This is a genomic window from Chryseobacterium gregarium DSM 19109 (genome assembly GCF_000430845.1).
Taxonomy (GTDB): Bacteria; Bacteroidota; Bacteroidia; order Flavobacteriales; family Weeksellaceae; genus Chryseobacterium; species Chryseobacterium gregarium.
In genome coordinates this window covers 1-13,084 of record NZ_AUMU01000033.1, presented here as the reverse complement: position 1 = coordinate 13,084, position 13,084 = coordinate 1, and the positions used below count along the sequence as shown (strand labels likewise).

The following is a 13,084-nucleotide window of genomic DNA, read 5'->3' as shown; positions in this document are numbered from 1 at the left end:
GTTTGACCTTCTCCCAAAAAACCGGATCAGTTAAAAGTAGAGATTTTTCAAGAAATACTTAAATTTAAATAAAGAAAAATCTAATGAAACCTAACGCAATGGTTAGGCGTAGCCAAAAAGAGCAGATTTACAGAGAGTCAGATTATTTTTGCATTGAAGCAGTCTGAAACGGGGGTGAAAGTTGAAGAAGTTTGTCGTAAAATGGGTATAAGTGAGGCAACTTTCTACAATTGGAAGAAGAATCAGACAGGATCTGCAAATTATATCCCTATATAGATGTTTTTATGATTGTTATACATAATGTCAGCCACGATCTGCAAAAATTTTTTCAGGATATCTTAGAAAGTTTTAAAGACCTGCTCTCGGAAGTTCAGGAAGCGATCGATCGCAAAGAGATCAATTATCCTGATGCACAAGTATTTTTAAGCGATCTGTTTTCACTATCATCCTTTTCTTACATCTTTAACAATTTTTTTAGCACTTTGAAAATTCCTTTACATAAAAAGTCCATTTTTGATGATTGTAACAATAAGAACAGAAGAATTCTGAATATTCTTTTTGAAAGCAATTAAGTAATAAAAAGTTAGAATTACATTGATGATATAGTGTCGGATGTAAAGAGAGAATCTATCACCGTTTTTTGACAGGACCATTATTTTCTATAAGAGTTTATCTGGTAGAATAATTTTTTCATCACTTTCTTTTAATTCTTGTGCGTAGGGTATCTAGGGCTTGGAAATATTGAAAAGGAAGCAGTGACTTTGCTTATGCTTGTGACGGAGGAAGTGTTTTTCAAATAATAGTATTTTTACGTTAGATCATTCTGAGTAGTGAAAAAAAAGGATAAAAAAAAGGCGCCAACTGGAAACAGTTGGCGCCATTTGGCATTTTGTGAACTTGGCAGGACTCTATTCAAACCAATTATTGCAGGATATAGATAATACAATACAGGTTATCAACAACTTACAATAAGGTATTTTTCTTAAGAGGTAATAATTTTTTTTTTGATAAAGTGGGAAAAAATATCGTCGGAATAAAAATAATTTGAGTAAGAAAAATTCAGTAAAAGATGCGAATATGGTTGACAGCGTTAGGGACTATTTAAAAGAAAGGGCGATTGAGAATAGTATGCTCTTTCAAGTTCTTCAGGTAAAGAATCCTATTAATTCGAAGGATGAAAATTCTTTAGATATATTATTAAGTCTGCGAGAAGAGTCTAATTTGGAGGACTGGCCAGCTATAAACAGAAAAAGGTAACATTATAACCCTCAATTTTTTGAGCTTGAGTAAGGAACAGTACTGAAAAACCTAAATTAGATTAAATCCTCATTTTGAACACAAACAACTTCATTTTGAACACAGAGACAGATTAAAGTCTTCTGACCTTTGTACTTCACAATAAAATAAAAAAATGAAGTACAAAATTTTAGGAAATACAGGCTTGAAGGTTTCTACGCTCTGTCTAGGAACAATGAATTATGGCGGACAAGGTTTCTTTGGCTATATGGGTAATCTTGACCAAAATGCAGTTGACGAACAAATTAAAACAGTAACAGAAGCTGGTGTTAACTTTATTGACACAGCAAACATTTATTCAGAGGGACTTTCTGAAGTGATGATCGGTCAGGCACTAAAAAATCTTTCCATCAACAGAGACGATTTGGTTTTGGCGACTAAGGTTAGAGGTACGATGGGCAAAGGTCAAAACGACTTGGGGCTTTCTAAAAAGCACATCATTCAACAGGTAGAGGGTAGCCTAAAAAGGCTTGGTACAGATTATATTGATCTCTATCAAATTCATACTGCAGATCCGCTGACGCCAATTGAAGAGACCATCCGGACATTAGATGATTTGGTGAGAAGTAGTAAAATAAGATATTTTGGTGCTAGTAATATTGCGGCTTGGCAATTGATGAAAGCACTGGATTATTCACAATACAATAATTTAGACAGATTTGCATCCCTGCAAGCCAATTACTCATTAGACGTGAGAGATGTAGAACGTGAAATTGTACCAATGCTACTTGATCAGAAAGTAGGAATGATGGTCTGGAGTCCATTGAGCGGGGGATTATTAACTGGTAAATACAAAAGGGATAGTCAAAAAGGAGAAGGGCGACTAAATAGTTTTCCATTTCCACCTTTTCACGAAGAAAGAGCTTATAATGTTTTAGACGTGCTTACGCCAATGGCAAAGCAAAAACAAGTTTCAATTTCTCAATTGGCTCTGGCTTGGTTGTTACATCAGCAAGTTGTAAGCAGTGTCATCATCGGTGCAACAAAACTGGAACAACTTCAAGACAATTTAAAATGTGTTGATGTCGTTTTTACAGCTGAAGAAATCAATCAGCTGGACGAAGTAAGTCAATTGCCTGTTGAATATCCTGGAAACGTTTTAGAAATAATGACAATGGATAGAAGCGAAGGAAATGATTTTTTAAATTCCTAAATTTACAAAGCATCAATTAGGCAGTCAGACATTGCTGCCTGCCTATTTAGATTATGAAAAATACAGAGCAAAACATAAAAAAAATAATTTCCGTAAAAGAATTGCATTCTTATATGGGGCTGCCAAGTCCGTTAAATCCATTAATCACAATCATTGATCATTCACAGACACAAAATAAAAGCCAGGAAAGTGATCAAAAATTACTTTTAGATTTTTACAATATTTCAATCAAAAGAAGTTTTAAAGGGAAATTGAAATATGGCAAAAATCATTATGATTTTGATGATGGTACGATGTCCTTTATCGCGCCAAACCAAATCCTTAGTGTGGATAATGACCAAGATAGAAATATGGATGGGTGGTCTTTATTATTTCATCCTGATTTAATAAGACAATACCCATTGGGTAAAGCAATTAAAAGTTATGGCTTTTTTTCTTATACCGTAAATGAAGCCCTTCATCTTTCGGACGAAGAGGAAAAAACAATCGAAATAATCATTCAAAACATTCAAAAAGAAATCAATTCAAGATTAGATCTATTCAGTCAAGATGTCATCGTTTCAAACCTAGAGCTGCTATTAAGTTATTGCAACCGTTTTTACAGCCGACAATTTCTTACACGGAAAATGGCAACAAACGACTTGTTAACAAAGTTTGAAATAAAACTAGATCATTATTTTAGTGACAATTCAAATCTTGTATTACCAACAGTAGAAAAATTAGCGACCGAATTAAATGTTTCTTCTCCCTATTTAAGTGATATGCTGCGAAACATTACTGGACAAAATACACAGCAACACATCCACGAGAAGTTAATAGAAAAAGCAAAAGAGATTTTGACAACTACTAATTTGACAGTAAGTGAAATTGCTTATCAGCTCGGATTTGAATATCCACAGTCATTCAGTAAATTATTCAAGAGTAAAACCAATCTGACACCTAGTGAATACAGACATAGCTACAACTGAAATATTTTGTCGCTAGAAATTAAATATGTTATTCTCCATGATGAATAATTTATCAGATATGTATTTGAACGAGGTATCATCTAAAATACACGTGGTTGGTGGCTTAGCCGGAAAAGAACTTTCTGCTCATTATAAAGGTTGGATCCTCAGAACTCACTAAGATCAGATAATGATCATACTTTAAGCGGGTAAATGCAAATTATCACTTAATAACTGCATTAGGGTGGCCGTGTACTTACAATCAAAATATCCTACGTTGTGACAACGATTTTTTAGTGAAGATTGTTAGATGATCAGTAACTTTTTTTTGAAGATCACAAAAAGACAAACGTTGAATCATGATTCAACGTTTGTCTTTTATAAAAATCTAATAGTAATTATGGGTGAGATAATTCGGTAATTAACTCCCTCTGTACGTCGAATAGCCATAAGCAGACAATGTTATCGGAACGTGGTAATGATTTTTGTCCTTGATTTCGAATACGACTTCAATAAATGGATAAAAACTTTCCGTATTGTTTTTTTTGAAATAATCGCTGGTGAAGTAAATCAATTTAAAAATACCCAGATTATCTTTTTCTGAAGGTAGAAAATCCGAAATCCTGCCGTTTGTATCGGTATTTTTCTCGTCTACAAAAGTCCATATTTTAGATTGGTTATTATACTTTTCTAATTTTATTTTGACTCCTGAAACAGGGAGACCTTTAGATACATCCAAAATATGACTTGATAGTTGAAATGTATTTTTCTGAGCAAATGCCCCTATGGATAAAAGTGTGAAAAGGACAGTAAACATGAATGATTTCATTTTTCTTATTATTTTAAATTAAAACTATTTTGTTGTGGTGATTCCGATTTCAGGTATGGAAGCAGACTGAGCAATCCAATCATCATTTTCAGGACTGCCACCACCTGATACGCCTACACTGCCAATGATATCACCTTTGTACCAAATGGGCGTTCCTCCGCTCAACAGAAGTAACTCAGGAAGTGAATTCAGGTTCTTTGTGTCAGGATTCTTTTCCGAATTTCTTAATAACAAAAGGGTTGGTGTTTTTGTAGACAAGGCGGTGTAAGCTTTTCTCCTTGATGCTTCGGTATTGTGAGGTCCGACACCGTCGCCTCGCAGGAGCAGGACGGTTGTTCCGGAAGCATCCAATAATGCAATAGAAACGTTTTTATTTTTTTTAGATGCAGCTTTTGAAATTCGGCTTACCAACTCAATTGCAGCATCGGTGCTTAAATTATTAACAGGTTTTACATATTGGTCAATAGAGTAGAGTTGTATTACTTTTTCAGTCTTGTTTTGTCCGAAGCATAAGTATGAACTCAGCAGGACAAACAAAAATTGTATTTTCATATCCTTTCTTTTGATGCAAAGTTAAAGACCTGGAAAATCAAAAACGTTGTCCTATGTCAACGTTTTCAGAGTTTAGATTTGATTCTGCTTAGTGTGGAAGGGGAGATTCCGAGATAAGAAGCGACCATCCTGTTGGATACCCTACGTAAAAGTTGAGGTTGATATTCGATCAGCCATCTTACTTTATCTAATGCGTCAAACCCCTGAAATCCATAAATCCTCTTTTGTGCGATGATGAATCCAAGCTCCAAAATTTCAGTATATATTTTTGCAAACTCAGGCATTGTTTCAACGAGATGATAAAAGTCCTTCCTCGAAATACAAAGCAATTCTGATTTTTCAATCGTTTGTAGATATTCTCTTGCAGGCTTTTGATCAATAAAACTCGGCAAAGCCGTTGCAAAATTTCCTTCAAAAGCGAAATACCTTGAGCTGTCTGTACCGTCTTTTGTAGTTGTAAACAGACGGATACAGCCTCTGTTGATGAAGTAGTAATATTTGCATACCTGATCATATTGTAGAAGGATTTCGTTTCTATTCGTTTTAAGGGGTTTAAAGAAGGAGTTTATCATCTCAAGTTTTTCTAACGAGATATCACTTCTACTCCGGATAAATTTTTCAAGAATTGAATACATAGTTGAGCAATGCTGATATGATTGAGTGATTCTTAAAGTTACATTTTTTTTTGTGATCTGCTACAAAAAAGTGCATTCATAGGTATATTCTTTACACTTTAATAAAGTTTAAAAATATTAAACTTGCTTGTAGAATTTCCCAACTTTATGAAATTTGATTAATTTAACTGAAAAATAATTCATAAGGTATCTTTCTAAAAAATATACGATGACAAGACGTTTTCAAATTTTAAATATGGTAGCTCTGGTTGTAACAATTGTCGTCAACTACCTGTCCAACACCGGAATTTTAAATAATGAGACGATGGCAAGCATTTCAGCCAAGTTTCAGAATCTGTTTACTCCTGCAGGATATGCTTTTTCTATTTGGGGACTTATTTATCTCGGTCTTCTTGGTTTTGTAATTTATTTCGGTCCTTTTGGCAAAAGTACGGATGCCAAGGAGAAGATTGTTTTAAATGTCGGCTGGTGGTTTATTATTTCCTGTATTGCGAATAGTCTTTGGGTATGTACTTGGTTGTACGAATATATTTTTCTTACCATTCCAATTATGGTTATTTTATTTATTTCTTTGCTGAAAATTATAGGAAATAATCGCGAGATAATAGAATCCAAAGACTTCAAAACAGCAATTTTCTTTAGCCTGCCATTTTATATCTACTCAGGTTGGATCTCCGTCGCTTTAATTGCAGATGTAGCAGCATATCTGAAAAAGATACAATGGTCAGGGTTCGGAATTTCGGAGACTGTCTGGACTGTTGTGATGTTTGCCGTTGCAGCTATTATTCATTTGTATATGGTTTGGAAGCTCAACATGACTGCATTTGCTTTGGTGGCTGTCTGGGCATTGATTGCTATTGCGGTAGCGAACCAGCATTCCAATTTTACGGTTTACATTTCGGCTATCATCACAGCAATACTCATTTTTTTGAATGCTTGTTTTCAGATGTTTAAAAAAAGAGCCGCGCCTTGAAACGAATGTTTTATGTGAAATTTCTGCTTTTAAAATAACAATTTGATTGTGAGAATTTTATTGTCAGGTTATGTAAATTAAAACATCATTTTCTTCGGAAGTTAAACAATGAACAAAGGACGGTCATAAACAGGAAACACTTTATAAAACCATATATTTTAATTAAAAAAAATTAAATCATAATAATTGATGTTAACTCATTTTACCAATCAACAAATAGCCGATTTAGAGGAAAGGAAAAGAACTGCAATGATCAATTCCCTGAGCGGTTTTAAAAGTCTTAATTTAATTGGAACCGTCAACAAAGAAGGACAAACCAATCTTGCTATCTTTAATTCGGTGATGCACATTGGTGCAAATCCTCCTTTGATAGGATTTATTTCTCGCCCCGATTCCGTTGAAAGACATACTGTGGAAAATATAAAGCAAACAGGCTTTTATACAATTAACCACGTTAATACAGGTATTTTTGAAAAAGCACACCAAACATCAGCACGTTACCAAAGGGAACAATCAGAATTTGATGCTGCCGGACTGAAGATCGATTACAAAAATAATTTTGCAGCGCCTTTTGTTCAAGAGTCGAATATTCAAATAGGGTTAATGTTGAAAGAAATTGTTTCTATCAAAAGCAATGGGACCCAATTGATTGTTGGTGAAATAGTTGATTTGTATTTCCCCGGGGAAGTTTGGGAAGAAACTGGTATTATCGATATTGAAAAGGCAGGAACCATTGCCGGCTCTTCTCTTGATGGTTATCATACCACAGAATTAATTAAAAGAATGAAATACGCGAAGCCACAGCAATCTTAATAATAGATTTGATTTTCGTAAATTATTATCTAAAATCTAGTCGTTATTTTGTATTTGTCAAAATTCATTTTTACAAAATAGAATTTTGGTGAAGTACATTACTGATCAATTAATATCATATTTTTGAGTTTCCGGTCTTGAACCCATAACCGAAGAAATATCGAAATATTTGGTGGAAGATTTAGAAAGAATTTCAAAATTATCAGGATCAAATTTATAAACTCTGTATATCATTTTTTTCTGTTGTAGGCTAAAGATAAGTTATATTATTGTCCTAGTATTTTCTATTGCTGAAAAAATAATATGCTACACTTTGACTGTTGAAAATCTTTAAGAAGAGTGTGAACGAATAGAAGAATAGTACAACGAAATGTTGCAATACTTGTGAGTCTTACAGAATGCGCTTACGGTTTTACTATTTTAAAAGCTGTATATTTGAAAGTACTCTAACAATTTTTTTTGTATGAATTCATCCAAACCCACATCAAAAATCAGATTTACATTCGATAAAGGGGTAACCATACCCAGTTTAATATTTATAGTGGGAATATGTCTGTTCTCAGTATTGTTTCCTGTTCAGATTAAGGCTGTTTTAGATGTGATAAAGAATTTTATATTTGTTAATCTTAACTGGATGTACGTATGGTGCGTAACAATATTTGTGATCTTTCTTGTATTTCTGATGTTTAGTAAGTACGGAAAAATCAGATTGGGCAGCAATGACAGCAAACCTGAACATTCTTTCTTTTCCTGGATCTCCATGCTTTTTGCGGCTGGGATGGGAATAGGACTGATGTACTTCAGCGTTGCAGAACCTATGCAGCATTATTCTACAGATGCTTTTTCGGAAAGTCATATTATCAGTAGGGCAAAAAATGCACAACTTTACACATTCTTTCATTGGGGGATTCATGCGTGGGCAATTTATGGTCTTGTAGGACTCTGTTTAGCTTATTTTACCTATCGTTACCGGCTTCCCTTGTCGCTTCGAAGCTGTCTGTATCCATTGTTAAAAGACAGGATCAAAGGCAAATGGGGCGATGTGATTGATATCTTTGCTTTATGCAGTACCTTTTTCGGTATTACAACAACATTGGGTTTTGGAGTTGTACAAATCAACTCCGGTTTGGAAACGATGAAAATTTTGCCGGATACGGGTTTTGTCTATCAGATATTAATTGTAGTAGTTCTGGTTTCAATCGCAGTTTTTTCAGCAACATCAGGAGTGCATAAGGGCGTTAAGATCTTAAGTAATATCAATGTTGTTATCGTGATTATCCTGCTTTTATTTGTCCTGTTTTTAGGACCGACCGTTTATCTGATTGGAAGTTTCACCTATGGCCTGGGTAATTACATCAATAACTTTTTTGACCTTACTTTCAACACCCACGTTTATGAGCAGAAAGCACTCCCTTGGTTTTATAACTGGACCATTCTTTATTGGGCATGGTGGATTTCCTGGTCACCTTTTGTCGGACTATTCATTGCTAAAATTTCTAAAGGAAGGAGTATCCGTGAATTCATTGCCGCTGTTTTGATCATTCCCACATTATTCAATTTTATCTGGATGTCGGTATTTGGAAACAGTGCGATCTGGTTTGACTTCAACGTGGCGAATGGTGCACTGAGTGCCTTGGTTTCTGATCCGGATGCTTTGATGTTCAGGTTTTTAGAATATTTGCCACTTTCTAAAGTTTTAAGTTTTATCGTTCTTGCAATAATAATCATCTTTTTCGTTACTTCAGCAGATTCAGGAATGCTGGTAATGGATAGTATATCCTCCAAAAATTCAAGTAAGTCACCTAAAATCCAAATGGTATTCTGGGGAATACTTCTGGCTACATTAGCCCTTATGCTTCTTAATGCAGGCGGGCTTGAAGCATTGCAGACGATGACACTTATCACTGCGCTGCCGTTTGCGGTCATTATGATTTTATTTGTTGTCTCGTTGATGAAGGCCCTCGTCATCGATTACCGATACTACGAAAAAGGACTTTCGGTTTCAACAGTACCATGGTCTGGTGAATTCTGGAAGGACCGGTTGAAAAAAATTGTTTCTTTTAAAACAAAAGACTCTGTGAAAACGTTTATGGAAGACCAGGTCTTGCCTGCTTTCACAGAATTAAAGGAGGAATTTTTATTAAATGGAATTGCTGTTGAGATCAATTACAGACCTCAAGATTTAAAGATCCATTTAGAGATCCATCACGATGTGGTCAATAATTTTATCTATGGCGTGATAGGGCAGAAAAGAATTGTTTCTGATTATATGGTGGCCGATGAAAACTTACCTGATTTGGACAGTAACTTGACTTATTTTCCTAAAACCTATTTTGGTGATTCACGTGAAGGATACGATGTGCAGTACTTTACCAAAAATGAGTTGATCAGCGATGTTCTAAAACACTATGACCGGTTCCTTAAGATAGTTGCTGAAGAGTCAAACGAAATGTTTATAAGCAGCGATAATAATTCTCTATAGACTTAATACTTTAATCCAGATTTTAACCAATCGGATTTCTGTTCACCTAAAAAAAGACAAATATTTTAGAAACCACTCAATATAATTCCGGATTGGATAGTTAATCTTAATTAGTGATAATAAGATTTTGTGATTATGTCGCATTTTCGATTGATGATGTCTCCCATAAAGCATTCAAAAGACAAGACCATACCTTCTTTATTATCAAGCGTTTCTTGTTATAGTCGGGCTGATTTGCTATTTTAATATCTTGTGAAAGCCATTTCTTAAATTTATGATTATAGTAAACTGATTTAGGCAAGCTACTAAATAATATTGATTGTCTGGCTGCCTTATCATTTACCTCGAACTTTGAGGGCTACGGATTATCCTATATTTTTATTTAAATATTTTTTTAATTATATTTCCTATTTCTACAAAATCATCATGATTGGAAACATTTCGTTTTTCAATATTATTATTTTCGTATTCTGAGAAAGGGAAGATCAAAAGATAGTTTTTATTGAGTAAACTTCTGTTAAGTAATTCAGGGATCATTCTCATCCGTGGAATATAAGAATGCATTCCTCTTTTGGCCATAAAAATGATCAACCCTTCGTCATCTTTAATGCCTGAAGCCGTTTCTTCGCTGTCTTCCCAGGTGTGCATCATTATAAATTCTGCTTCGATATTGGATTTTTTTATGATGCGCTGCAAAAGATTAATGGTATTTTCAGGAGCATAAAAAACCATTTTTGCTCCAGAATTTTTTGCAATATTCCATACCCTGACCAGTGAGTGAAAAAAACCTGCTTCCTTTTGCGCATTTTTAGGAATTATCACTGCGTATTTTTTTATAGTAGATAGAGGCTGAACAGCATGATAGATGAAGATATTTACATTATCGTTCTGTAGGTAACCATTATAAAGATTTTGTGCAAATGAAGTGGAAAAGCCTTTTTCATCTTCCAAACCGATCATTAAATCAGTGATATTGTGCTCTTTGATCACGTTATTAATTCCATTGATCACATCATTGTCATACCTTTTTAAGGCTTGAAGTGTTACATCTGCCGCTGCTGCTGTATCTTTTGCCTGATGTAGCAACTTTTCGGCATTTTTAACTGAGGATTCATTCTTATCTTCATTAATAACATTAAGAGCAAAAAAATCCTGAGTATTCGAATGCGCTTTGATCAAAATTCCGAGATTAACCATTTTTTCAACAGTTTCTTCGTAGTTAATAGCCAAGAGAATATTTTCTTCTTCGTGATTGTTACCCGAAACCGTATCTTCGTTGCTACTTTGTACAATCTTCTGTCCAGCTGACATGGTAATAAAAGAAGATATCGTACATGAGATAAGGATTAATAAAATGCTTCCATTCAATACGTGTTCGTTTAGTAATCGTACAGGTTCGCCACTCTCCGTTTCAGAGATGATAATATTGTATCCTACCATCACAGTCGCTAATGTAGCAGCTGCGGAAGCAGAACTCAGTCCGAAAATCAGTTTACCTTCATCTTTTGTAAACCGGAATGTCTTCTGAGTGATCACAGCGGAAATGTATTTCCCGCCTATTGATGCAACGATCATGATCCCTGCGACTATCAGAGTATCGAAGCTGTTGAAAAAAACTTTAAAATCGATCAGCATTCCTACACTGATCAGGAAAAAAGGTATAAAGATAGCATTACCAACAAATTCAACACGGTTCATCAATGAAGAACTATGCGGTATCAGTCTGTTTAAAGCCAGACCTGCAAAAAATGCTCCTATGATGGCTTCTACACCGGCTAATTCTGCTAACAAAGCAGCCAGATATATCATAACCAATACGAATATGTATTGTGAAATTTTATCATTAACTTTTTTGAAAAACCATCTTCCTATGATTGGAAATACCAATAGGACAATCAGTGCGAAAATAGCAAAAGACCCTGCGAGCTTAATCCAGAACGCCATATTCACCTCACCTGTCACCATGCCCACAACTACTGCAAGTACCAGAAGAGTTGCCACGTCAGTAAGCATTGTTCCACCTACGGTAATATTAACGGCTTGGTTTTTTGCGATGCCCATTTTACTGATTAACGGATAGGTTATCAATGTCTGTGAAGAAAATAGACTGGCAAAAAGTACGGACGTAAGTACGGAAAAGCCTAAAAGAAAGTAGGACCCTAAAAATCCGAGGATAAAAGGAAAGATAAAAGCATAAGCTCCATAGGCTAAACTTTTCCACTTGTTTTTCTTAAAGTCTCCAAGATCTATTTCCAGACCTGCTAGAAACATAATGTAAAGAAGTCCCGTAGTTCCTGTAACAACGATGCTGCTGTCTCTGGTCAATACATTAAACCCATTTGGGCCGATAACAGCACCGGCAATAATCAGTCCGAGCAGATGGGGAACCTTGATTTTATTCAGTAAAATCGGTGCAGCGAGAATGATGACCAGAACCAGAAAAAACTTAAGAACAGGATCTTCAAACGGAAGATTTAGGTGTTGTAAACTTAAAATCATAGGTGTTTTATTTTGAAAGTCTTATCAATTCTACGTTAAATTTCATCAGGCATTTATTATCAACCGTTACGGTTCTGGTCCCTTTTATTCTGGTAGACGAAATTTCGTTGAGAACAACATTCATTTCAACGCTCTTATCGGCTGTAGAGTCTGTTTTATACTGCAGGTGTACCTCGCCGTTTTCATATTTGCCAGAGTATAATCTGACCAATTTATTATTATTTATAATTTTACAAACCAGCGGTTTGGAATCATTATCAAACTCCCAGTTATCAACACGCTGATCGCCTACCACATAATCAGTGCAGCTTGACTCAGTGCAGATTACTGTTCCGGTCCATGTCCCTAAAATTTCTTCGGGCCATTCACTGATCAATTTTACAGAATCTGTTTTCCTACTTAGAATACTGTCTCTCATCTTTAACAAGGATTGATAATCAGATTCTTTTTCAGCAAATGTTTTTTCTTTATCCAGCAATTCGAGTTCACGCTTGGCAATCTGCTGTTCTTTTGCTTTATCAGAACAATTCAGGCAAAATATAAAAAAACAAAGAAGTATAAGTGGATATTTTTTTGGCATTGACCTTCTCCCAAAAAACTGGAACAATTAAAAGTAGAGATTTTTCGAGAAATAATTAAATTTAAATAAAGAAAAGTCTAATGAAAAAGAGCAGATTTACAGAGAGTCAGATTATTTTTGCATTGAAACAGTCTGAGACAGGAGTGAAAGTCGAAGAAGTTTGTCGTAAGATGGGTATAAGTGAGGCCACTTTCTACAATTGGAAGAAGAAATTCGGAGGTTTGGGGATTACAGAACTCCGGCGTTTACGTCAATTAGAGGAAGAAAACAGTCAACTCAAGAAGTTGGTAGCCGACCTAAGCCTGGATAAGCAGATTCTCCAGGA

At 35.0% G+C, this 13,084-nt stretch carries 12 protein-coding genes and 1 pseudogene; 8 read left to right on the top strand and 5 right to left on the bottom strand.

Annotated features, from left to right (window positions below; all coding sequences use genetic code 11):
• Window positions 1-114: 114 nt before the first annotated feature.
• The 4 genes and pseudogenes from H561_RS23760 to H561_RS0120000 all read left to right on the top strand — a co-directional run.
• Window positions 115-252: pseudogene (locus tag H561_RS23760) on the top strand (transposase); the annotation flags it as partial.
• A 32-nt stretch (window positions 253-284) separates the two neighbouring features.
• Window positions 285-572 carry a hypothetical protein gene (locus H561_RS0120015; protein ID WP_081411685.1) on the top strand — a complete coding sequence of 96 codons (288 nt, stop codon included), beginning with the start codon at window positions 285-287 and terminating at the stop codon, window positions 570-572.
• Between the two features lie 839 nt (window positions 573-1,411).
• On the top strand, window positions 1,412-2,449 hold the full coding sequence (locus tag H561_RS0120005) for an aldo/keto reductase (protein WP_027388591.1): 1,038 nt from the start codon (window positions 1,412-1,414) through the stop codon (window positions 2,447-2,449).
• Window positions 2,450-2,502: 53 nt separating this feature from the next.
• Complete coding sequence (locus H561_RS0120000; protein ID WP_027388590.1) at window positions 2,503-3,417, top strand: helix-turn-helix domain-containing protein; 915 nt, start codon at window positions 2,503-2,505, stop codon at window positions 3,415-3,417.
• Between the two features lie 400 nt (window positions 3,418-3,817).
• Here H561_RS0120000 and uraH read toward each other — a convergent pair whose 3' ends face one another.
• From uraH to H561_RS0119985, 3 genes are all read right to left on the bottom strand, one after another.
• The gene (gene uraH, locus H561_RS0119995) at window positions 3,818-4,225 is read right to left on the bottom strand and encodes a hydroxyisourate hydrolase (RefSeq protein ID WP_027388589.1); all 408 of its coding nucleotides are present in this window, start codon (window positions 4,223-4,225) and stop codon (window positions 3,818-3,820) included.
• A gap of 24 nt (window positions 4,226-4,249) precedes the next feature.
• Window positions 4,250-4,777, bottom strand: coding sequence for a heme-binding protein (locus H561_RS0119990; RefSeq protein ID WP_027388588.1), 528 nt, complete (start codon window positions 4,775-4,777; stop codon window positions 4,250-4,252).
• A 65-nt stretch (window positions 4,778-4,842) separates the two neighbouring features.
• Window positions 4,843-5,349, bottom strand: coding sequence for a Crp/Fnr family transcriptional regulator (locus tag H561_RS0119985; RefSeq protein ID WP_228372317.1), 507 nt, complete (start codon window positions 5,347-5,349; stop codon window positions 4,843-4,845).
• Between the two features lie 298 nt (window positions 5,350-5,647).
• Between H561_RS0119985 and H561_RS0119980 the strand changes: the two genes are divergently transcribed.
• The 3 genes from H561_RS0119980 to H561_RS0119965 all read left to right on the top strand — a co-directional run bounded on the left by H561_RS0119980 (window position 5,648) and on the right by H561_RS0119965 (window position 9,680).
• Window positions 5,648-6,385: a tryptophan-rich sensory protein gene (locus H561_RS0119980; RefSeq protein ID WP_228372316.1), complete on the top strand. Its 738-nt coding sequence runs from the start codon at window positions 5,648-5,650 to the stop codon at window positions 6,383-6,385.
• Between the two features lie 189 nt (window positions 6,386-6,574).
• A complete protein-coding gene (locus H561_RS0119975) occupies window positions 6,575-7,198 on the top strand; it encodes a flavin reductase family protein (RefSeq protein ID WP_027388585.1) in 624 nt (207 codons plus the stop codon).
• A 463-nt stretch (window positions 7,199-7,661) separates the two neighbouring features.
• Window positions 7,662-9,680: a BCCT family transporter gene (locus tag H561_RS0119965; protein WP_027388584.1), complete on the top strand. Its 2,019-nt coding sequence runs from the start codon at window positions 7,662-7,664 to the stop codon at window positions 9,678-9,680.
• Window positions 9,681-10,058: 378 nt separating this feature from the next.
• Here H561_RS0119965 and H561_RS0119960 read toward each other — a convergent pair whose 3' ends face one another.
• Both H561_RS0119960 and H561_RS0119955 read right to left on the bottom strand, forming a co-directional pair.
• Window positions 10,059-12,179 (bottom strand): cation:proton antiporter, encoded by a 2,121-nt coding sequence (locus H561_RS0119960; RefSeq protein WP_027388583.1) that lies wholly within the window; start codon window positions 12,177-12,179, stop codon window positions 10,059-10,061.
• Between the two features lie 7 nt (window positions 12,180-12,186).
• Entirely contained in the window at window positions 12,187-12,597 is a 411-nt protein-coding gene (locus H561_RS0119955; protein WP_228372315.1) for a hypothetical protein, read from the bottom strand.
• Between the two features lie 242 nt (window positions 12,598-12,839).
• Here H561_RS0119955 and H561_RS0119950 point away from each other — a divergent pair.
• Window positions 12,840-13,084 (top strand): transposase (locus tag H561_RS0119950; RefSeq protein WP_027386008.1); only part of this gene is annotated, 245 nt, incomplete at its 3' end.

What these genes read in the sequence shown, in the direction of transcription:
- H561_RS0120015 (WP_081411685.1), top strand. Translation starts at nt 285, where the DNA reads ATGATTGTTATACATAATGTCAGCCACGATCTGCAAAAATTTTTTCAG.
- H561_RS0120005 (WP_027388591.1), top strand. Translation starts at nt 1,412, where the DNA reads ATGAAGTACAAAATTTTAGGAAATACAGGCTTGAAGGTTTCTACGCTC.
- H561_RS0120000 (WP_027388590.1), top strand. Translation starts at nt 2,503, where the DNA reads ATGAAAAATACAGAGCAAAACATAAAAAAAATAATTTCCGTAAAAGAA.
- uraH (WP_027388589.1), bottom strand. Translation starts at nt 4,225, where the DNA reads ATGAAATCATTCATGTTTACTGTCCTTTTCACACTTTTATCCATAGGG.
- H561_RS0119990 (WP_027388588.1), bottom strand. Translation starts at nt 4,777, where the DNA reads ATGAAAATACAATTTTTGTTTGTCCTGCTGAGTTCATACTTATGCTTC.
- H561_RS0119985 (WP_228372317.1), bottom strand. Translation starts at nt 5,349, where the DNA reads ATGATAAACTCCTTCTTTAAACCCCTTAAAACGAATAGAAACGAAATC.
- H561_RS0119980 (WP_228372316.1), top strand. Translation starts at nt 5,648, where the DNA reads ATGGTAGCTCTGGTTGTAACAATTGTCGTCAACTACCTGTCCAACACC.
- H561_RS0119975 (WP_027388585.1), top strand. Translation starts at nt 6,575, where the DNA reads ATGTTAACTCATTTTACCAATCAACAAATAGCCGATTTAGAGGAAAGG.
- H561_RS0119965 (WP_027388584.1), top strand. Translation starts at nt 7,662, where the DNA reads ATGAATTCATCCAAACCCACATCAAAAATCAGATTTACATTCGATAAA.
- H561_RS0119960 (WP_027388583.1), bottom strand. Translation starts at nt 12,179, where the DNA reads ATGATTTTAAGTTTACAACACCTAAATCTTCCGTTTGAAGATCCTGTT.
- H561_RS0119955 (WP_228372315.1), bottom strand. Translation starts at nt 12,597, where the DNA reads ATGAGAGACAGTATTCTAAGTAGGAAAACAGATTCTGTAAAATTGATC.